This is a genomic window from Planococcus sp. BI3, from assembly GCF_056680115.1.
Window position 1 is genome coordinate 1,403,933 of sequence record NZ_CM155266.1, and the last position, 19,618, is coordinate 1,423,550.

20 protein-coding genes are annotated in these 19,618 nt (G+C 48.9%); 3 read left to right on the forward strand and 17 right to left on the reverse strand.

The genetic code is table 11. The features are described from left to right. The 13 genes from hisIE to hprK all read right to left on the reverse strand — a co-directional run bounded on the left by hisIE (window position 1) and on the right by hprK (window position 10,374). A complete protein-coding gene (gene hisIE / locus AC1MEO_RS07160; protein ID WP_480335266.1) occupies window positions 1–627 on the reverse strand; it encodes a bifunctional phosphoribosyl-AMP cyclohydrolase/phosphoribosyl-ATP diphosphatase HisIE in 627 nt (208 codons plus the stop codon). After that, complete coding sequence (hisF, locus tag AC1MEO_RS07165) at window positions 624–1,376, reverse strand: imidazole glycerol phosphate synthase subunit HisF (protein WP_480335267.1); 753 nt, start codon at window positions 1,374–1,376, stop codon at window positions 624–626. The genes hisIE and hisF overlap by 4 nt, the downstream gene beginning before the upstream one ends. Continuing rightward, window positions 1,370–2,098: a 1-(5-phosphoribosyl)-5-[(5-phosphoribosylamino)methylideneamino]imidazole-4-carboxamide isomerase gene (gene hisA, locus AC1MEO_RS07170; protein WP_480335268.1), complete on the reverse strand. Its 729-nt coding sequence runs from the start codon at window positions 2,096–2,098 to the stop codon at window positions 1,370–1,372. The genes hisF and hisA overlap by 7 nt, the downstream gene beginning before the upstream one ends. After that, entirely contained in the window at window positions 2,091–2,720 is a 630-nt protein-coding gene (gene hisH / locus AC1MEO_RS07175; protein ID WP_480335270.1) for an imidazole glycerol phosphate synthase subunit HisH, read from the reverse strand. The genes hisA and hisH overlap by 8 nt, the downstream gene beginning before the upstream one ends. Next, window positions 2,717–3,304 carry an imidazoleglycerol-phosphate dehydratase HisB gene (gene hisB, locus AC1MEO_RS07180; RefSeq protein ID WP_480335271.1) on the reverse strand — a complete coding sequence of 196 codons (588 nt, stop codon included), beginning with the start codon at window positions 3,302–3,304 and terminating at the stop codon, window positions 2,717–2,719. Before hisB ends, hisH begins: the two co-directional genes overlap by 4 nt. Next, the gene (gene hisD, locus AC1MEO_RS07185; RefSeq protein WP_480335272.1) at window positions 3,301–4,584 is read right to left on the reverse strand and encodes a histidinol dehydrogenase; all 1,284 of its coding nucleotides are present in this window, start codon (window positions 4,582–4,584) and stop codon (window positions 3,301–3,303) included. Before hisD ends, hisB begins: the two co-directional genes overlap by 4 nt. After that, the gene (gene hisG / locus AC1MEO_RS07190) at window positions 4,581–5,207 is read right to left on the reverse strand and encodes an ATP phosphoribosyltransferase (protein WP_215102112.1); all 627 of its coding nucleotides are present in this window, start codon (window positions 5,205–5,207) and stop codon (window positions 4,581–4,583) included. Before hisG ends, hisD begins: the two co-directional genes overlap by 4 nt. Continuing rightward, window positions 5,207–6,364 (reverse strand): ATP phosphoribosyltransferase regulatory subunit, encoded by a 1,158-nt coding sequence (locus AC1MEO_RS07195; RefSeq protein WP_480335273.1) that lies wholly within the window; start codon window positions 6,362–6,364, stop codon window positions 5,207–5,209. The genes hisG and AC1MEO_RS07195 overlap by 1 nt, the downstream gene beginning before the upstream one ends. 132 nt (window positions 6,365–6,496) lie before the next feature. Next, window positions 6,497–7,009: an acyltransferase gene (locus tag AC1MEO_RS07200; protein ID WP_480335275.1), complete on the reverse strand. Its 513-nt coding sequence runs from the start codon at window positions 7,007–7,009 to the stop codon at window positions 6,497–6,499. Then, a complete protein-coding gene (gene ppaX, locus AC1MEO_RS07205; protein ID WP_480335276.1) occupies window positions 7,006–7,662 on the reverse strand; it encodes a pyrophosphatase PpaX in 657 nt (218 codons plus the stop codon). Before ppaX ends, AC1MEO_RS07200 begins: the two co-directional genes overlap by 4 nt. Further along, window positions 7,659–8,594 carry a nucleoside recognition domain-containing protein gene (locus AC1MEO_RS07210; protein WP_480335277.1) on the reverse strand — a complete coding sequence of 312 codons (936 nt, stop codon included), beginning with the start codon at window positions 8,592–8,594 and terminating at the stop codon, window positions 7,659–7,661. The genes ppaX and AC1MEO_RS07210 overlap by 4 nt, the downstream gene beginning before the upstream one ends. 19 nt (window positions 8,595–8,613) lie before the next feature. Then, window positions 8,614–9,426 carry a prolipoprotein diacylglyceryl transferase gene (lgt, locus tag AC1MEO_RS07215; protein WP_480335278.1) on the reverse strand — a complete coding sequence of 271 codons (813 nt, stop codon included), beginning with the start codon at window positions 9,424–9,426 and terminating at the stop codon, window positions 8,614–8,616. Between the two features lie 21 nt (window positions 9,427–9,447). After that, on the reverse strand, window positions 9,448–10,374 hold the full coding sequence (gene hprK / locus AC1MEO_RS07220; RefSeq protein WP_480335280.1) for an HPr(Ser) kinase/phosphatase: 927 nt from the start codon (window positions 10,372–10,374) through the stop codon (window positions 9,448–9,450). A gap of 167 nt (window positions 10,375–10,541) precedes the next feature. Here hprK and AC1MEO_RS07225 point away from each other — a divergent pair, with 167 nt between their 5' ends. From AC1MEO_RS07225 to AC1MEO_RS07235, 3 genes are all read left to right on the forward strand, one after another. Then, complete coding sequence (locus tag AC1MEO_RS07225; protein ID WP_480335282.1) at window positions 10,542–11,090, forward strand: N-acetylmuramoyl-L-alanine amidase family protein; 549 nt, start codon at window positions 10,542–10,544, stop codon at window positions 11,088–11,090. A gap of 110 nt (window positions 11,091–11,200) precedes the next feature. Then, the gene (locus AC1MEO_RS07230) at window positions 11,201–13,147 is read left to right on the forward strand and encodes a GTP-binding protein (RefSeq protein ID WP_480335284.1); all 1,947 of its coding nucleotides are present in this window, start codon (window positions 11,201–11,203) and stop codon (window positions 13,145–13,147) included. Window positions 13,148–13,177: 30 nt separating this feature from the next. Then, window positions 13,178–13,603 (forward strand): DUF1801 domain-containing protein, encoded by a 426-nt coding sequence (locus AC1MEO_RS07235; RefSeq protein WP_480335285.1) that lies wholly within the window; start codon window positions 13,178–13,180, stop codon window positions 13,601–13,603. Window positions 13,604–13,648: 45 nt separating this feature from the next. Here the strand turns inward: AC1MEO_RS07235 and AC1MEO_RS07240 are convergent, their stop codons facing one another. The 4 genes from AC1MEO_RS07240 to uvrA form a co-directional block, all read right to left on the reverse strand. Then, the gene (locus tag AC1MEO_RS07240) at window positions 13,649–14,878 is read right to left on the reverse strand and encodes a M20/M25/M40 family metallo-hydrolase (RefSeq protein ID WP_480335286.1); all 1,230 of its coding nucleotides are present in this window, start codon (window positions 14,876–14,878) and stop codon (window positions 13,649–13,651) included. A gap of 19 nt (window positions 14,879–14,897) precedes the next feature. Next, on the reverse strand, window positions 14,898–15,347 hold the full coding sequence (locus AC1MEO_RS07245; protein WP_480335287.1) for a potassium channel family protein: 450 nt from the start codon (window positions 15,345–15,347) through the stop codon (window positions 14,898–14,900). A 114-nt stretch (window positions 15,348–15,461) separates the two neighbouring features. Further along, window positions 15,462–16,634 carry a DUF4097 family beta strand repeat-containing protein gene (locus AC1MEO_RS07250; protein WP_480335289.1) on the reverse strand — a complete coding sequence of 391 codons (1,173 nt, stop codon included), beginning with the start codon at window positions 16,632–16,634 and terminating at the stop codon, window positions 15,462–15,464. A gap of 99 nt (window positions 16,635–16,733) precedes the next feature. Next, on the reverse strand, window positions 16,734–19,616 hold the full coding sequence (uvrA, locus tag AC1MEO_RS07255; RefSeq protein WP_480335290.1) for an excinuclease ABC subunit UvrA: 2,883 nt from the start codon (window positions 19,614–19,616) through the stop codon (window positions 16,734–16,736). Window positions 19,617–19,618: the final 2 nt, after the last annotated feature.

Genomic DNA, 19,618 nt, shown 5'->3' on the forward strand with positions numbered 1-19,618 from the left:
TTATTTACTTGTCGTTTTTGTAGCGTGACGGTCTTTCAATACTTTGACCACTTGACTGAAGTCTACTTTTTGTTCCTGCAGAAGCACCAATGTGTGATAGAACAAATCGGCTGTTTCCATGGCCAATTCCTCAGCATCCCGGTTTTTCGCTGCAATGATGACTTCGGCCGCTTCTTCGCCTACTTTTTTACAGATTTTGTCCACGCCTTCTTCAAACAGATAGGTCGTATACGCCCCTTCAGGCATTTCTTCTTCACGCGCTTTGATCAATGAAGTCAACTGCGCGAACATGTCTGCGGGAGAATCATCGCGTTCACCATGGATGGTCTCAAAGAAACAGCTGTCCTTGCCGGTGTGGCAAGCCGGTCCGTTCGGGATCACTTCATAGATCAAAGAATCGCCGTCGCAGTCCAGGCGTACCGCAATCACTTGTTGGGTGTTGCCGCTGGTCGCGCCTTTGTTCCATAGTTCATTGCGGCTTCTTGAATACAGCCATGTTTCATTGGTGTCCATTGTTTTTTGGACCGCTTCTTCATTGGCGTAAGCCAGTGTCAGCACTTCTTTTGTTTCGGCATTCTGGATAATGACGGGAATCAGCCCGTTTTGATCATAGTGTATTTTTGTCATCGGACATTCACTCCCTCTTTCCGTAAATAATCTTTTACTTCAGCTACGCTGGTTTCTTTGTAATGGAAAATGGATGCGGCCAACGCGGCGTCGGCATCCACTGTTTTAAAGACTTCGCTGAAATGCTCTTTGTTTCCCGCTCCGCCGCTGGCAATGACCGGCACTTCGACCGCTTCACGTACAGCCCGCGTCAATTCCAGATCAAAGCCATCTTTTGAGCCGTCTTTGTCCATGCTGGTCAACAGCAATTCACCAGCTCCGAGCTCAACGCTCTTTTTCGCCCATTCAACGGCATCCCACTCGGTCTTATTGCGGCCGCCATGGGTATAAACGTCCCAGCTGGCGCCGTTCCACTTGGCGTCGATCGCCACCACGATGCACTGCGAGCCGAAAAAGTCCGCTCCTTCTTTGATCAATTCCGGACGGTCGAGAGCCGCCGTATTCAACGACACTTTGTCGGCACCTGCACGCAGCATGCGTTTCATATCATCGAGGCTGCGGATTCCGCCTCCCACTGTAAAGGGAATCGACAGCTCCGTCGCTACGATTTTGACCACTTCGACCATGGTTTCCTTGCCTTCATGGGAAGCTGAGATGTCCAGAAACACCAATTCGTCTGCTCCTTGCTTATCATAAAAACGAGCCAGTTCAACAGGGTCCCCTGCATCACGAAGCGAAACGAAGCTGACGCCTTTGACGACGCGCCCTTCTTTCACATCGAGGCAGGGAATGATGCGTTTTGTCAGCATGACAAAGCCTCCTCCAAGGTAAAGCGTTTTTCGTACAAGGCTTTCCCTATGATAACACCTGCAATATTGCTGTGGGTAGATGCATTTTTTACGTTGCGGACATCTTCCAGCGATCCGATGCCGCCAGAGACGATGACTTGTGCCTCTTCAGAATCAGCCAAGGCTCTATTCGCTTCGATATTTGGTCCTGCTAAAGTTCCGTCTGTTGCGATATCCGTGTAGATGAAATGCTTGGCTCCTTTAGAAGCGAAATAATTCGCCACTTCCGTTGCGGCCTGACCGGATGTTTCGATCCAGCCTTCTGTTGCGGCCATCCCGTTTTTCGCATCAATTCCGATCACGATGCGGTCAGCGCCGAATTCTTCGATAAACGACACCGCGAGCTCCGGGTTGCGGATCGCCAAGCTTCCGATAATGACACGCGCAACACCATTCGATAAATAATGCTCGATATCTTCACGCGTCCGGATGCCGCCGCCTACCTGTACATTTGCGCCAAGTTTTGCAGCTTCGATGACGACCTGATCATTGATCCGCACACCGTCTTTCGCGCCGTCCAAATCGACCATATGTATCCACTGTGCTCCAGCCTCTACAAATTTTTTCGCCATATCGACCGGCGAATCCCCATAGATGGTTTCCTGGGCGTAATCTCCCTGAAAAAGACGGACGCATTTGCCGTCCCGTAAATCGATCGCGGGATAAATCTGAAACTTAGTCATTGAGGTTCCTCCTGACATTTGCAATCCATTGCTTCAATAAATAATGGCCAAAATCGCCTGATTTTTCGGGATGAAACTGCATGCCTGTGATCAATCCATTTCCCACTACTCCTGGAACGTCATGGCCTCCATAGCTTGCCGTCGCCCAAATTTCCTGTTCAGCTGTATTGACCGCCAAAAAGGAATGGACAAAATAAACGTGGGTATCGCTTAACACCTCATCCAACCAGTAGGGCACGCGCGAGAACTCAAGGCGGTTCCAGCCCATATGCGGAATCCGGTATGCGCCTTTTTCAAAACGGCGGATTTGCCCCGTCAATAACCCAAGTCCTTTAGTCGGCTTCACTTCCGAGCTGTCTTCATACAATAATTGCATGCCGAGGCAGATGCCTAGCAGCGGAATATTTTTTTCCGGCAGGGATCGGATGAATTCCGAAAGGCCTTTTTGATTCAACAGTTCCATGGCATCGGGAAAAGCACCGACTCCTGGAAGAAGAATCGCTTCCGCTTCCAGCAATACGGCCGGGTCATCTGATACGATGACCGTGCATTCCAGCTTTTTCAACGCCTGTTCGACACTGAACAAATTGCCCATGCCATAATCGATGATGCCGATGATCATGTCAACAGCCCCTTTGTCGATGGCACGCCTTTGACACGCGGATCGATGCCAGTCGCTTCATCTAGCGCCCGCGCCAATGCCTTGAATATCGCTTCGATGATGTGATGGGTGTTTTTTCCGTAATGAACGATGACATGGACATTCATGCGAGCTTCGAGCGCAAATTTCCACAGGAATTCCTGCACCAGCTCGGTATCGAATGTGCCCACTTTTTCGTTCGGCAGCTCACAGCGGAATTCCAGATGCGGCCGGTTCGAACAGTCGATGACCACTTGCGCCAGCGCGTCGTCCATCGGCACAAACGCATTGCCGTAACGGCGGATGCCTTTTTTGTCGCCAAGCGCTTCTTTCACTGCCTGGCCGAGTACGATGCCGATATCTTCTGTCGTGTGGTGATCGTCGATATGGGTGTCCCCATCCGCTTTGATGTCGCCGTCAAACAAGCCATGCTTGATGAACAGATCCAGCATATGATCCATGAATGGAACACCAGTGTCGATCACCGATTTGCCTTCCCCGTCCAACGAAAAGTTGATGGCTACTTTGGTTTCATTGGTATTCCGCTTGATTTCTGCTCTTCTCATTGTTCATTCCCCTTTTCCCACGACCGTGATTCGACTGCACGCGCATGGCCTTCCAAGCCTTCAAGGCGTGCCAGACGGGCGATTTTTTCTTTATTGGTATGCCAAGCCTGTTCGCTGTAGCGGACAATGCTGGTTCGTTTAATAAAATCATAGACAGATAATGCACTCGAAAAACGCGCCGTGCTATTGGTCGGCAGGACATGGTTGGTCCCCGCAAAATAATCGCCGATCGGTTCGGATGAGTAGCGCCCGATAAAGATGGCACCGGCGTGGAGGATCCGTTCCGCTACCGCTTCTGCGTCCTCTGTCATGATCTCCAAATGCTCAGGTGCCAATTGGTTGGCGGCTTTGATCAGCTCTTCCATCGTTTCTCCAAGATAGATCATGCCATGGTCCGCAATTGCAGGACTCGCGATGGCTTCACGCGGCAAGAGTGCCAGCTGCCGGTCCACTTCTTTAGAAACCCCATCAGCCAAAGCTTTGCTGGTCGTCAATAAGACAGCGCTAGCCATTGGATCGTGTTCTGCCTGCGACAATAAATCCGCAGCCACTTCGTCAGCATACGCGGAATCATCCGCAATGATGGCGATTTCACTCGGTCCGGCAATCATATCGATGGCGACATCGCCATTGACTTCCCGCTTGGCCAGCGCTACGAAGATATTGCCGGGACCGGTAATTTTATCGACTGGTTCAATTGATGATGTACCGTATGCCAAAGCGGCAATTGCCTGGGCGCCGCCTGATTTATAGACTTCTGTGATGCCCAAAATATGGGCCGCAGCCAAAACGCCATCCGATAAGGTGCCGTCTTTGCCCGGAGGCGAAATCAGCACGATGCGCGAAACGCCAGCGACCTGGGCCGGGATAACGTTCATCAATACGGACGATGGATAAGCAGCTGTTCCGCCCGGGACATAAAGGCCCGCGGATTCAATCGCGGTCACGCGCTGGGCGACATATGAACCGTCTTCATTGTCCAACCGGTAGCCTTGCTGTTGCTGGCTTTCGTGGTAGCGGCGAATATTTGCCGCGGCTTCTGTCAAATCTTCCAGCAATTGACGATCGAATCGCTCTACCGCCTGTGCAATTTCCTCATCCGTTACACGGAGAGCAGAAAGTTTGGCGCCGTCCCATTTTTCTGCGTAACGGAACATAGCCTCGTCTCCATTGTTCCGAACGTCCTGGATGATGGCTTTGACTGCCTCAACTTGCTGGCCAGTGCCTTCTGCAATGGTTCTTCTGATGGAAATTCCTGAGGATAAACGAGTTATATTCATACGCTCGCCTGCTTTCTTAGCTTCTCCACAAGTTCCGTAATGCGCTTCTGCTTCAAGCGGTAGCTTACCGGATTGGCAATCAAACGCGATGTGATATCGACGATTTTTTCGTATTCGACCAAGCCGTTTTCCTTCAAGGTTTTGCCGGTCGAGACAATATCCACAATACGATCAGCCAAGCCGATCATCGGCGCCAATTCAATCGAACCGTTCAACTCGATGATTTCGACCTGTTCACCTTTGCCTCTATAATACTGCGATGCCACTTTCGGGTATTTAGTCGCGACACGCGGCGTCACTTCATTCATCGGTGTGTCCGGCATACCGGCAGTCGCGATATAACAGCGGCTGATGCCAAGGTCCAATAGCTCATAAACATCCCGGTCATGTTCGAGCATGACGTCTTTACCGGCAATGCCGATATCGGCTACGCCGTGTTCCACATAGGCTGGAACATCCATCGGTTTGGAAAGAATAAAACGGATATTCTCATTTGGTGCTTCGACAATCAGTTTGCGCGAATCGTCGAGTTCTTTCGGCAAGTCGTAGCCGGCTTTCACCAATAATTCATAGGCTTCTTCAAATATACGCCCCTTGGGCATTGCAATCGTTAATGCATCCATCAGTTGGCACCTTCCATTCGTAAGACTTTGCTGAACAGCCCACTGAATTTATCAACCGCTGAAACGGCTGGTGCAAATTGCAGCGTAACACGGACACCCTTTTCGCGAAGCTCTTGTGCCTGATCAAAGGCTCTGTCTTCATTTTGTTCATCAAACAGGATGAGGGTATGGTCTTCCTCCTCCGGAACAGCCGAAATGATTTCCAGCAAACGGTCAACCCGCAGCCCGAAGCCGGTGGCACCAACCTGCAGGCCGAATTGCTTCATCAAGCCATCATAGCGTCCGCCGTTGCCCAGCGGAAATCCGTTGCCTATGCCGTATACTTCAAACACCAAGCCGGTGTAATAGGTCATGTGGCTGTTGAATGATAAATCATAAGTGACCGCGTCGGCCAAGCCGCTGCGATCCAATATTTTCTTCAGTTTTTTCATGTCTTCGAATAAAGAGGTTTGTTTCGCGTTGTGGGGATCGACCCATTGCTGCCATTCTTCCACAGTGGATGTTGACATCAACCCGATGAACGATTCGAAACGCGATGGTTCTATCGGCAATTGCTTCGCCAGACTTTCAAAGCCGACACTGTTTTTGGAAACAAATGTGCTATGGACTTTCTCGATCTGCTCCTGGTCCAACCCAAAGTCCTGCAGGATCAGCTGCAGCAATTGCGTGTGGCCGATTACGAAGCGGCTCGATTGGATGTCCAGGTTCTTTAAGATGTTCCATGCCAGAATGATGACTTCCGCATCGGCATACAAGGAATCATCGCCGATCAGCTCGACGCCCATCTGCTCAAATTCAGCCGGCCGGCCGCCTTCACGCTTCTGGGCGCGGAATACATTGGAATAATAGCCGAGCCGCACCGGCATCTTTTCTTTTAATAGCTTTGATGCCGCAACACGGGCGATCGGCGAAGTCATATCAGGGCGTAAAACCAACGTCTCCCCTTGGCTATCCAATAATTTGAACAAGGCATTATCGGCGATTGCCGAGATTTTGCCGATCGTTTCGTAATATTCCAAAGTTGGTGTCTGCAGCAGGTCATAGCCTGCCTGTTGGATAATGGATGTTCCATTTGCGCGGAGTTCCGCTTTCTTTTTCGCGATGAATGGAAAATCGTCTCTCATGCCTAGTGGTTTTTCGAACATTTGTATGGTCATTCATAAAACTCCCTAATATTGGTTATTTTACTTTAGTCTGCTAACGCGTTGAAGTAATTATTATTTTAGCGCATTTTTCCATCCATCGTCAAGGGATATCCTCGAAAAAAATCCTGAAAGCAGTGGCTGCTTTCAGGATTTTGCTTGGCGCTCCGCCATTTGTTCAGCTGTATAGATGATGCTCATCGGATTTCCACCGACAAAAGCTCCAGCTGGCACATCTTTATGGACGAGCGTGGCAGCGGAAACGATCGCGCCGTTTCCGATGGTGATGCCGGGCAAAATCGTGGTGTTTGCTCCGATCATGACGCGATCTCCAATGACTACGTCGCCGAGCCGGTATTCATCTATTAAATATTCATGTGCAAGAATTGTTGTATTATAGCCGATCACTGAATTTTTTCCGACCGTGATCCGTTCCGGAAACATGACGTCCGGCATAACCATCAAAGCAAAAGAAGAATGCTCGCCAATTTTCATTTTTAGGAACACTTTATACATCCAGTTTTTCATCGGCAGAAACGGGGTGTACCGAGCTGTCTGGATCACCAAAAAATTTTTGGCTACTTTCCAGAAGGGTACAGTTTTGTAAATATGCCAAAGCGAATTCGGACCTTCCACAAAATGGCGTTGGGTATTTCTCATTTCACGGCCACTTTCGTCAATTCCAGCAAATCACTGATATGCTGCAGCATGAAGTCCGGATTGTAGCCGGCCAGAAATTCCTCGCCTTTTGCTGCCCAGGCAACGCCTGCTGTCCGGACGCCCGCATTTTTGCCGCCTTCGATGTCATGCGAGTTGTCGCCGATCATCAAAGCTTCGTCGTGGCGAGCACCCAATTGCTCTAATGCCAGATGCAAAGGTTCTGGATCCGGTTTCGGATTGCTGACATGATCCAGGCCGACCAGCACATCAAACACATCGCTGACGCCCATCAATGCCAGCCCGTGGCGAATGGTTTCGCTCTTTTTGGTTGAGACGATCGCCATTTTCAAGCCCTGCGCTTTCAATAGGCGCAGGGTTTCGGCCACGCCATCATATTCCTCAACCAATTCATCGTGCATGGTCCAGTTGAGTGAGCGGTACTGAGCTGTCAGCTCTTCCACACGATCCGGATCGATGGCCATAAATGTCTGTTCAAGCGACGGACCGATAAAATGCAAAGCATCTTCACGCCCGAAACGCCCCGGATAATGCTCATCCAAAACGATCAAGAAGGTCTGGATGATCAATTCATTGGTATCCAGTAAAGTGCCATCAAAATCGAATAATAAGGTATTGATCTGCTTTACCGTCATGTAGAAACCACTTCCTTCTCTTTTTCTTCCGCTTTACGCCACATATAGGAAACAAAAATGGTCAGCCCGAGTGCCGTAACCACACGGATGGCGAGCAGCGGCCATATCGGGATCCCAAGTGGAATGAAAATCAACGTATCTTCCACGATGGCATGGCAGGCGACCAGGAAGATGAACACCAGTGTCGCGTCTTTTTTGCTGACGCCATCTTCCTGCACCGCCTGGATCATAACTCCTGCTCCCATCGCCAATCCGAAAACCAGTCCGGAAGCAAGCGTCAAGGAGGCATTCTTCTCTACACCCAACAGACGGGTCAATGGGCCAAGCATCGTGGAGATTTTCTGCAGGTATTTTCTATCTTTTAAAATTTGGATCATGATCATCAACGGTATAACGATCATCGCTAATTGCAGGACGCCGAACGAAGCTTTTTCCAGTCCGATCAGCAAGATCCCCATCCAGCTTTCTGGTGCAGCAGCCGCTTCAGGTGCAAAGCCATATTGCGCCACTTCGCCGCCGCCTTTCCACAGCAGGTTGATGATGATTCCGGACAGTGCAGCCAATCCAAAACGGACCACCAGCACGATCCATAGTTTGACGCCTACTTTCAGCGCCACGCCCGTTTCGATGAAGATATTATGCGAAAAGGACAGCATGACGGCCAAAATGAACACTTCTTTGACCGTCAGTTCCAATGACAGGATGCCGGCAATTCCGGCATACAGATTCAGCGCGTTGCCAAGGACCAGCGGAATGGCAGCATCGCCGCTTAAACCGAACAAGCCCATGATCGGCGCAACCAAATCGATGATAAAAGGCAGAACCGGTGTATATTGAAGCATGGTGACGAGCAGGGTGATCGGGAAAATGATTTTCCCCAAAGACCAGGTCGTCTTCAATCCCGCTTTCAATCCATTTCTCAAAGTCGACATCTGATCGCTCTTTTCAAGGTTATTTGTCTTTATAATGCGGTGGGTTTTTGATTGCCACGCGGCGGTACACGATAAATACCACAGCAATGATGATGGCTACAACCGACACCAGCTGTGCAGCCCGAAGTTCACCGACCACATAGAGGCTGTCTGTCCGCATGCCTTCGATAAAGAAGCGGCCAACAGAATACCAGATCATATAAAAGAAAAACATTTCGCCGCGTACCAGATTAACCTTCCGCAACAACAGCAAAATAATGATGCCCACCAGGCTCCACAAGGATTCGTACAGGAAAGTCGGGTGGTAGTATGTTCCGTCTATGTACATGTGATTGATGATCCAGTCAGGAATGAAGAGATTTTCCAGGAAAGTCCGGGATACTTCTCCGCCATGCGCTTCCTGGTTGATGAAATTGCCCCACCGGCCAATCGCTTGGCCGATCAGGATGCTTGGCGCCAGAATATCCGCCACTTTTAAAAAGGAGGTGTTGCGTTTTTTGGTGAACAGATACGCGACAATCACAGATGCAATCAATGCACCGTGGATCGCAATGCCGCCATTCCAGATGGCAATGATCTGTCCCGGATTGTCTTTGTAATGGTCCCATTCAAACGCAACATAATAAATGCGGGCGCCGACTATTGCCAACGGCACCGCCCAAATCAATAAATCCGTTAAATACTCAGGGTGCAACCCCCGTTTGACCATCTCACGCTGCCCCACCAAAAAGGCGACGACAATGCCAAAAGCAATGATGACACCATACCACTGGACCGAAATCGGACCCAGTGAAAAAGCGGTCGGGTCTATTGAAGCTAGTATTGAAAACATTTTGTGCACCTACCCATTCGCTTAGTTTGTATCTTGTGCAATGACATCATCCAGGCGCTTCGAAAATTCTTCAGCGGCATTGACGCCCATTCGTTTCAAGCGATAATTCATCGCCGCAACTTCGATGATGACGGATAAGTTCCGTCCAGGGCGAACTGGAATCGTCAGTTTCGTCAAGTGCGTATCGATAATCTTCATCTTTTCTTCTTCCAAGCCAAGGCGATCGTAGGTTTTATCCTGATCCCAAATCTCCAAATCGATGACTAGGGAAATCCTTTTGAATGTACGAATCGCGCTTGCTCCAAACAAGGTCATGATATCGATGATGCCGACTCCTCTGATTTCAAGCAAATGCTCAATCAGTTTGGGGGAATGGCCAACCAATGTATTTTCCCCTTCCTGGTGGATCTCCACGCAGTCGTCAGCTACCAGGCGATGGCCCTTTTTGACAAGCTCCAACGCCGTTTCACTTTTACCGACACCGCTTTTCCCTGTCAGCAGGACACCTACACCATAAATATCAACCAGCACACCATGGATGGCCGTTGTCGGTGCCAGTTGGCTTTCCAGATAATTCGTCAGCAAACTAGAAAAACGCGTTGTAGACATGGGTGTAGTCATAACCGGAACATGCCGGCTGCTTGATGCAATAACCAATTCTTCTGGAACGGGTACACCGTGTGAAACGATGATGGCCGGTGTGTCATCGGTACAGAGTTTCATCATCCGGTCCAGCCGCTCTTCCGGCAATAACATAGAAAAAAAAGAAAGCTCGGTTTTGCCGAGCAGCTGCACACGGTTTGCTGGATAATGGGTGAAATAGCCGGCCATCTCCAAACCGGGTCTTGAAATATCACTGATGGGGATATGGCGGCCGATGCCTTCTTCTCCGCTGATCAAATCCAGTTCAAACGTTTCCATCACTTGTTTTGTTGTTACTTGTCCCATTTCTTACCCCTCATTCCTTATCCACACATTATTTCGAATTTTCGTCGAAGTTGTTCTTTTTTCATGCGGTTTGCTCTTATTTTAACATGGAAAAACTAAATTTGAAGATTTTTGTCCCCTTTGGCGGTCTCTTCCACTATATAGATAGCAAAAGGAGGTTTTTCAAAATGAAGATAATGATTGATGCCGGACACGGTCCAGACACGTCCGGAAAGCGTTCACCCGATGGCAGGCTGAGGGAATTCCATTTTAATTCGGCCGTTGCAGAAGAAGTGAAAAAACGATTGGTGATGGATGGACACAGCGTATTTGTCAGCCATCAAAATGAGCTGGATGTTCCGTTGCACGAACGGACAGCACTCGCAAACCGGCTGAAGGTGGACTTGTTCGTTTCCATCCATGCCAACGCAATGGGCCATTCCTTCAACACCGTCAATGGCTTGGAAACCTTCACCTACACCCAGCCCCAGGCAGCAACCAAAGAACTGGCAGGGTTCGTACACAGTTCTCTTGTGCTGGCGACCGGCCGGAAAGACCGTGGAGTCAAGCAAGGTGATTTTGCTGTTCTACGGGATACCCACATGCCAGCAATCCTTGTGGAATGCGGCTTTATGACGCATAAACAGGAAGTGGAGCTGCTCAAATCTGCCGCTTACCGGAAACGGTGTGCCCTCGGCATCTGTTTTGGCATCGCTTGTTTTGACGCCATCCACTGAACACCAACTGGATAATAATTCCCTTTTGAACGCGAAAGCCACATCGGCTTTCGCGTTTTTTCTATTGTTAAATTCAAATTCTGCTAAACTAGAGCTAAAGAGGTGACTTCATGAACAAAACCATCGGAATCCTTGCGCATGTCGATGCCGGCAAGACCACATTCTCAGAACAACTGCTGTACCACACGAAAAGCATTCGCCAGCGCGGGCGGGTCGATCACCAAAACGCTTTTCTCGACAGCCATGCCATCGAAAAAAGCCGCGGCATTACGATTTTTGCTGACCAAGCCCATTTTTCATTTAATGATTCGACTTATTTTCTTATCGATACCCCGGGCCACGTCGACTTTTCCCCTGAAATGGAACGCTCCGTTCAAGTGATGGATTACGCTATCCTCCTCATCAGCGCCGTCGATGGCATTGAAGGGCATACGGAAACCGTCTGGCAGCTTCTTCAAAAATACAAAGTACCGGTCTTTTTTTTCATCAATAAAACCGATCGTGAAGGTGCCAATCCTGCACAAGTCCTGAAGGAAATCCGGTCCAATTTTTCCAGTGATGCCTTCGATATCACAGCGTCTTATCGAGGCGGAACCATGAGTGAAGAGTTGATCGAATTTATCGCTGAACGGGACGAAGCGTTGCTGATGCATTACCTGGAGTCTGGTTATGACGAAACACTTTGGCTAGAGGCTTTTCAGCTTATGATCGCCTCCAATCAAATCTTCCCTTGCGCCAGCGGTTCTGCCCTGCAGGATACCGGCATTCTGGAATTCCTTATGCAGCTGGATGGATTGACGGTCAGTTCCTACGCTGACAGTGGCGCATTTGGCGCTCAAATCTACAAAATCCGCCACGATGAAAACGGCAACCGGATCTGTTTTCTTAAGGCGTTCAGTGGAACGCTGAAGGTTCGCGACAAACTGGCATACGGTCCGAATGATCTCGAAGAAAAAGTTACACAAATCCGGGTTTATAACGGCAATAAATTTCACATTGCGGAACAGGCCCGGGCAGGTGAATTATTCGCCATTGCGGGGTTATCAGAAGCCGCAATCGGCGATGTTATCGGTGCCCGGCAAGAAAGTTCCACATTCGGAACGATGCCGACATTAAAATCAACGGTCCTTTTTGATCTTTCCACCGCTCCAAAAGAAGTGCTGGCCAGTTTCAAAACTCTCGGTGCCGAAGACCCTTCCCTGTCCGTCTATTGGGACGAATATTTTCAACAGATCCAAATCCAGGTCATGGGCGCCATCCAGCTGGAAGTTTTGGAACAAGTGGTTTTTGAACGGTTCGGCCACAAGGTCCAATTTGGCGAACCGGAAATTCTGTATAAAGAAACCATCGGATCGCCGGTCATGGGCTATGGCCATTTCGAACCGCTCCGCCATTATGCGGAAGTCCATCTGAAACTTGAACCCGGCGAACGCGGCAGCGGCTTTCAGGTGGGAAATGCCTGTCACGCAGATGCATTATCGGTCGGCCATCAAAATTTGATCCTCCACCATCTGACTGAGCGCGACCATCACGGCTTATTGACAGGTTCCCCTTTGACGGACCTTAAAGCAACCTTAACGACCGGACGCGGCCACAATCAGCACACCTCTGGCGGCGACTTCCGGGAAGCCGCTTTCCGCGCACTTCGCCAAGGGTTGGAAAGAGCGCAGAACCGGCTGCTCGAGCCGATGTACCGTTTCAAAATCAAAGTCGATCTTGAACAGATGGGAAGAGTGCTGTCCGATATTCAACAGGCTTACGGCAGCTTTGATGCGCCTGAAACAGTAGATGGAAAAACGACGATTGAAGGTCGCGTGCCAGTTGCCGCATTCATGAACTACAGTTCGGAATTCGCCGCTTTCACACGTGGCAAAGGAGCGCTCAGCCTGCTGTTCGACGGCTATGATTTCTGTCATAATGAAGATGAAGTGATTGCCCGGATCGGCTATGCCAAAGATGCAGATCCCCTTTATACATCCACTTCCATCTTCTGTGCCAAAGGCCAAGGTTATAAAGTGCCCTGGGAAGGAGCAGAAAACGCGATGCATTGTCTGTAGAATCCAGCTGAAGGAAAAGAGGGATTGGCCATGTATGAACAAAAAACAACAGAAACCGATGCCGATGTCATAGAGTTCATCGAATCGGTCGACAACCCGAAAAAACGGCAGGATGCTTATATATTGCTACAACTATTCGAGCAGACCAGCGGCTTTCCTGCAAAAATGTGGGGACCCAGCATTATCGGCTTCGGATCCTATCATTATGTATACAAAACGGGCCATGAAGGCGATGCGCCGCTTGTCGGATTTTCTCCTCGCAAAGCGAAGATCAGCCTGTATTTCGCAACCGGAGATGAGAAACGCGGACCGCTGCTTGAGAAATTCGGCAAACACACCAGCGGAAAAGCCTGTGTTTACATCAATAAAACCGAAGACATCGATCTCGACGTCCTACAGCAATTGATCAGGCAGTCCATTGATTTTCTGCAGGATTTGTATCCAGATAAAAAATGAAAAAATCCGGACCGCCATTACAGGCGATCCGGATTTTTTATTTTCTCAAAGCAGTGGCCGACTGATTCCTTCAACACCAACCAGGCCCAAGATCGTCATCAAGCTTTTTTGGATAGCCAAATGGCCATTTTTCGGGTCATGCCATTCTTCCAGTGTGTGCGCTTTATCAAACTTTCCGCCAAGGCCAATGGTGATTGCGGGCACACCGATGCTCATCGGATAATTGGCGTCTGTGCTGCTCGGTTCCTTCAACTCGGGTGCTGCTCCAAGCGACCGGATTGCCCCGCTCGCCACTTGCACGATCGGCTCATCCTCAGATTGACTCGCCGGCGGCCGATTGCCGAAACGATTGATTTCGACCTGCAGGCGGTCATCCCCCCACCGTGCATTTTCAGCTTGTGCCGCTGCTTTTGCGATTTCAAGAAAACGCTGCTCCAATTTGTCCAATTGCTGTTGATCATTGGAGCGAAGATCGACCAGCATCGAAGCTTCCTGCGCAATGGCGTTTACCGATGTTCCACCGGAAACTTCTCCGATTGAAAAAGTCGTCTTCGGCTCGCTTGGCGTTTCCAGGTCGGCGATTGCAGCCATCGCCCGCCCCAATGCATGCGTCGCACTGGGAGTTCCAAACGCCGCAAAACTATGTCCTCCAGGTCCTGTATATGTAACTTTATAACGATAGCTTCCTGTGGCCAAATAGGTGATGGCATGAGTGCCAGGTCCATCCAGTGACAGGAAGGCATCAATATCCTGGTGCTCCTTAAAAAAGGCTTTTACCCCGCGCAAATCGCCGGCTCCTTCCTCGCCGACAGTTCCGCCGAAGATTATATCTCCGCTATTTTCAATGCCCGCTTCATTAAAGGCCCTCACCACTGCCAGCAATTCGGCCAGGCCACGCGTATCATCTCCAATTCCAGGTGCATGAAGCACGCCACCTTTCTGATGGACTGTGGTATCGGTCCCTTCAGGAAAAACCGTATCCAGGTGCGCAGACACAAAAATCTTCGGCCCTTGCCCTTTCCCTTTTCGCAATCCATAGACATTCCCTTCTGAATCCATGAGGACTTGTTCCAAACCCAAATCCTTCAGACGCATCAGGAAATTTTCAGCACGCTGCCGTTCCTTGAATGGTGGCGCTGGAATTTCCGTCAAGGCAATCTGTTCATCGATGGTGCGCTGATGGTCTTGTTCAACGAATGCGAGTGCCTGTTGAATTTTGGGTTCAGCCATCAATTCAGCAAAAGCTTCTTTTATAGCAGCATTATTTTTTTCCATCCGGTCCTCCTCCTTCCATTCAATCTTCTTCATTCTTTTTGTCGCTTCGGTTTCCTTGTCCTTCTTTTTCATGTATTCCCATTTCATCGAATGCTTTAACAAAATAAGCAGACGGCAATAACAAGCCCAATGCTGCTTGAACGACCGCAAAAAAACGGGCGTAGCCCATCGGCACCAAATCCCCGTAACCGATGGACAGCATCGTCACTCCACTAAAGTATAAATAATCCCAAAAATTGTCTCCTGCTCTCCTGCCTGTTTCATCATTCAGCCTTAAAGTATCGTTGTTGAAAGCCAGTAAGTAATAGATTACAGCAAATCCAAACGTAACGACGGTCATAATGAGGAAGAGTTTGGTAAATAATGAGGTATGGATATAACTTTCTTTATGCTGTTGATTGGTGAAAAAGTAATAAAGATTGAGCAACATCAGAAGAATCGTGAACCCGATCAAAATAGTAGCGATCATATCCCAAAACCTTTCCTTTTTTTAAATGGTAAAATAAAAGCCAAAAAAATACCAACCATGTGAACCCATTTAAAAAAAGCCGGCACAAGATTTCTGTACCGGCTTGAAAACTGTTTATTCGATTGTTAAGTACCGCAGCAGGACAGAACCTGTTTTGGTTTCTCCGTAGACCAATAACGGCGCTGCGGCCGGTTCAGTTCCCTGTTTTGAGAACCGGATTGATTTTTGCAGGAATTGTCCTTGCTCATGCGTACTGTCGATGTCCGACAGCAAGACATCCATTTTACCCAGATTTGAAGATACTTCACCTTTTAAAGGCAAGTGAGAAGGAATATAAAGCTCGACATTGCCTGCCAAAGTCTTTGTTTCCAACTTACGCGCTTCTTTGCATCTAGTGGTTGCAACAATATTGCCGTTCAACGATTTCGAAACGATCGTCTGGATATCGCCATCAATATAGATGCGGCCATTCAAGGTTTCAGCTTCCAATACCTTGCCTTTTGTTTCCTGAACGTGGATGGCGCCATTGGCTGTTTCCAGTTCTGCATCATCAAATTCCACATGCTTCAGATCGATTTTGCCGTTCGCCGTTTTCACTTTGATCAGCGCTGCATCGATGCGTTTCATGGTGAACCCGCCATTGAACAAACGAGCGGTGATGTGTTCATAAGAAACCTCCGGTACATACAAAACCACATTAACCTGAGTAGTCTTTAAGTCACTGATGATCCGAAGCTTCCGGTCATCGGCAATAAAGACAAATTTATCAAGAAAATCCACTTTTGCCTGCGCCGGTGACTCCGAACGATACGCCTTGACGCTGCATTCCGCTCGCAGCAAGCCGTCCTGTGATGGGAAAATCTCCAACTGACCATTGGCGATATCCGCAATGATGGTATTCAGGTCCGTTATTTCATCTGTGAATGTGTGGCTGAATTGAATCGCTTCGCCAAATGGCGAGTCGAATTCCATCGTTTTTAATTTGCCAACAGAAGACTGCATAAAGTCCATCATCCGGGTGCCTAAATCATTAAAGTCACGCGAAACATTTTTCGAGACATTTTTTGAAATATTCTTCGAGAAATCCTTCGATACTTTCTTAACGATGTCTTCCGGTCTGAAAAATCCACGTTTGCCAGATTTGTCTTTTTGGTTGTTGCGGCCATAATTCGGCTCATCCGAAGAAGAACTGCTGCCATCTATAGCACGCAGCAACTCTACGGCTTCACGTGCAGAAATCGTACCGTTCTCAACCATGTCCAAAATGCGTTCTTTTTCGCTTTGCATGTATTGTGGCCTCCTCATTGTCTGATTGCCGATAAGTAAAACTTACCAGGACAATCAGATCTATTCTTCTAATTGATACGTTTGCCAGCAGCAAAAGTTTCATTTAACCGCTTTTTTTCTGCGGCTGGCGCCTTTGACCAGGGCATCCATACGTCCCCGGTCACGCTCAAGTATCGGCTTCAGGTACTTGCCGGTATACGAGTTTTCGACAGCCGCAATTTCTTCTGGAGTGCCTGTCGCAAGTATGGTACCGCCTTTGTCTCCACCTTCTGGACCCAAATCGATGATATAATCGGCTGTCTTGATGACGTCCAGATTATGCTCAATGGTCAATACCGTATCGCCATTGTCCACAAGGCGCTGCAGAACAAGAAGCAGACGGGAAATATCGTCGGCGTGGAGACCCGTTGTCGGTTCATCCAAAATATAAAAGGATTTGCCGTTTGAACGCTTATGCAGCTCTGATGCCAGCTTGACGCGCTGCGCTTCACCTCCGGATAAAGTGGTTGCAGGCTGGCCAAGTGTGACATAGCCAAGGCCGACATCTACAACTGTCTTTAATTTACGGCTGATTTTTGGAATGTTTTCGAAAAATGAAGCAGCGTCTTCTGCTGTCATGTCCAGGATATCTGAGATGCTTTTGTTTTTGTACTTCACTTCCAGGGTTTCCCGGTTGTAACGCTTGCCGTGGCAAATTTCACAAGGCACATAGACATCCGGAAGGAAATGCATTTCTATTTTTATAATACCATCTCCGCGGCAAGCTTCACAGCGACCGCCCTTGACATTGAAACTGAAACGGCCTTTTTTATAGCCGCGCACTTTCGCTTCATTGGTCGTCGCGTAGACATCACGGATATCATCGAATACGCCGGTATAGGTTGCCGGATTTGACCGGGGTGTCCGTCCGATCGGTGACTGATCGATATCGATGACCCGTTCAAGCCCTTCGGTTCCTTCTATTGAATCGAAATGGCCCGGTTTCGCTTTTGCCCGGTTCAGCCGATGTGCCAGCGTCTTGTAAAGGATTTCATTGATGAGCGTACTTTTTCCGGAACCTGAAACCCCGGTCACCGCGGTGAATAAACCAAGTGGAATATCGACATCCACTTTCTTCAGGTTGTTTTGATTGGCTCCGCGGATGGAAATTTTCCGGTCGTTCGGTACTCTGCGTTCGGCAGGCAATGGAATGAACTTTTTGCCGCTCAAGTATTGGCCAGTCAATGATTTCTTATTTTTCATGACCTTCTCCGGGGTTCCTGCAGCCACGATTTCACCACCATGAACACCAGCACCCGGTCCGACATCGATCAAATAATCAGCTGCCAGCATGGTATCTTCATCATGTTCGACAACAATCAATGTATTGCCGATGTCGCGCATGCTTTTCAATGTCTCAATCAACCGGTCATTGTCACGTTGATGCAGCCCGATCGACGGTTCATCCAGAATATACAAGACCCCGGTCAACCGTGAACCGATTTGGGTCGCCAAGCGGATCCGCTGTGCTTCCCCTCCGGACAAGGTTCCTGAAGCCCGGTTCAAGGTCAGGTAATCAAGCCCGACATTGATCAGGAAGCCGATGCGTTCCTGAATTTCCCGGATAATCAATTTAGCAATCTGTGTATCTTTTTCCGATAGCTTGAGGTTATCGAAAAATTGATAAGCTTCGACTATCGAGAACTCCGTCACTTTGCCGATATGCACATCGTTGACCTTGACTGCCAAAGTCTCGGGCTTTAAGCGATAGCCTTCACAGACCGTGCATGGCTGTTCGCCCATGTATTTTTCCATTTGTTCGCGGATATAGTCAGATGAAGTTTCTCGATAGCGGCGGTCCACATTGGACAACACCCCTTCAAACTGAATATGATTGTCCCGGATCTGGCCATAATCGTTTTCATAGCGGAAGCGGATCTTGTCGCTCCCAGAGCCGCGCATGATGACATTGATGTGTTCTTCCGGCAACTCACTGACGGGCACGTCCATGTCAATCTTGTAATGCTGGCAGATCGCTTTCAGTAATTGCGGATAATATTGCGAGCTGGTCGGCTGCCAAGGCAGAATCGCACCTTTATTGAGAGATATGTTCCAATCTGGAATGACCAGTTCAGGATCGACTTCCAGCTTCATCCCGAGGCCGTCACATTCCGGACAAGCTCCAAAAGGTGAGTTGAATGAAAACATTTTCGGTTCCAGCTCCCCAATCGAAAATCCGCAGACTGGGCATGCGTGATGTTCACTGAACAGCAATTCTTCCTGGCCCATCACATCAATCAACACCCGGCCATCGCCTAAACGCAAAGCGGATTCAAGTGAATCACTGAGCCGTGGTGCAATATTCTCTTTCATGACAACCCGGTCGATGACCACTTCAATTGAATGCTTTTTGTTTTTATCAAGCACAATATCATCATCCAAATCAATCAATTCCCCATTGACCCGAACCCGTACATACCCTTGCTTTTTGATGTCTTCAAGCAGCTTGACGTGGGTTCCTTTTCGGCCTGTGACAATCGGCGCCAAAATCTGCATTTTTGTACGTTCCGGATAAACGATCAGGCGGTCGACCATTTCCTCGATCGTTTGTGATGAAATTTCGATGCCGTGGTTCGGACAGATCGGCTTTCCGATGCGCGCGTACATAAGACGCATATAATCATAGATTTCCGTTACCGTTGCCACAGTGGAACGCGGATTCTTGCTGGTTGTCTTCTGATCGATTGAAATGGCTGGTGACAGCCCTTCAATCAAGTCGACATCCGGCTTGTCCATCTGCCCCAAAAATTGGCGGGCGTAGGAAGACAGCGATTCCACATACCGCCGCTGCCCTTCTGCGTAAATCGTATCAAACGCCAGTGAGGATTTGCCGGAACCGGACAGCCCAGTCATAACGACAAGCTTGTCACGCGGAATGACAACGTCGATATTCTTTAAATTGTGCGCACGTGCGCCCTGTATCCGTATTTCTTTATTCTTCAACT

Excerpts from the sequence above, each read along its gene's own strand:
- hisH (WP_480335270.1), bottom strand. The coding sequence starts at position 2,720 with ATGATCATCGGCATCATCGATTATGGCATGGGCAATTTGTTCAGTGTC.
- AC1MEO_RS07225 (WP_480335282.1), top strand. The coding sequence starts at position 10,542 with ATGAAGATAATGATTGATGCCGGACACGGTCCAGACACGTCCGGAAAG.
- AC1MEO_RS07210 (WP_480335277.1), bottom strand. The coding sequence starts at position 8,594 with ATGTCGACTTTGAGAAATGGATTGAAAGCGGGATTGAAGACGACCTGG.
- AC1MEO_RS07245 (WP_480335287.1), bottom strand. The coding sequence starts at position 15,347 with ATGATCGCTACTATTTTGATCGGGTTCACGATTCTTCTGATGTTGCTC.
- AC1MEO_RS07250 (WP_480335289.1), bottom strand. The coding sequence starts at position 16,634 with ATGCAAAGCGAAAAAGAACGCATTTTGGACATGGTTGAGAACGGTACG.
- AC1MEO_RS07195 (WP_480335273.1), bottom strand. The coding sequence starts at position 6,364 with ATGACCATACAAATGTTCGAAAAACCACTAGGCATGAGAGACGATTTT.
- hisA (WP_480335268.1), bottom strand. The coding sequence starts at position 2,098 with ATGACTAAGTTTCAGATTTATCCCGCGATCGATTTACGGGACGGCAAA.
- ppaX (WP_480335276.1), bottom strand. The coding sequence starts at position 7,662 with ATGACGGTAAAGCAGATCAATACCTTATTATTCGATTTTGATGGCACT.
- AC1MEO_RS07200 (WP_480335275.1), bottom strand. The coding sequence starts at position 7,009 with ATGAGAAATACCCAACGCCATTTTGTGGAAGGTCCGAATTCGCTTTGG.
- hisIE (WP_480335266.1), bottom strand. The coding sequence starts at position 627 with ATGACAAAAATACACTATGATCAAAACGGGCTGATTCCCGTCATTATC.
- lgt (WP_480335278.1), bottom strand. The coding sequence starts at position 9,426 with ATGTTTTCAATACTAGCTTCAATAGACCCGACCGCTTTTTCACTGGGT.
- hisB (WP_480335271.1), bottom strand. The coding sequence starts at position 3,304 with ATGAGAAGAGCAGAAATCAAGCGGAATACCAATGAAACCAAAGTAGCC.
- AC1MEO_RS07230 (WP_480335284.1), top strand. The coding sequence starts at position 11,201 with ATGAACAAAACCATCGGAATCCTTGCGCATGTCGATGCCGGCAAGACC.
- hisD (WP_480335272.1), bottom strand. The coding sequence starts at position 4,584 with ATGAATATAACTCGTTTATCCTCAGGAATTTCCATCAGAAGAACCATT.
- AC1MEO_RS07240 (WP_480335286.1), bottom strand. The coding sequence starts at position 14,878 with ATGGAAAAAAATAATGCTGCTATAAAAGAAGCTTTTGCTGAATTGATG.
- AC1MEO_RS07235 (WP_480335285.1), top strand. The coding sequence starts at position 13,178 with ATGTATGAACAAAAAACAACAGAAACCGATGCCGATGTCATAGAGTTC.
- hisG (WP_215102112.1), bottom strand. The coding sequence starts at position 5,207 with ATGGATGCATTAACGATTGCAATGCCCAAGGGGCGTATATTTGAAGAA.
- hisF (WP_480335267.1), bottom strand. The coding sequence starts at position 1,376 with ATGCTGACAAAACGCATCATTCCCTGCCTCGATGTGAAAGAAGGGCGC.
- hprK (WP_480335280.1), bottom strand. The coding sequence starts at position 10,374 with ATGGGACAAGTAACAACAAAACAAGTGATGGAAACGTTTGAACTGGAT.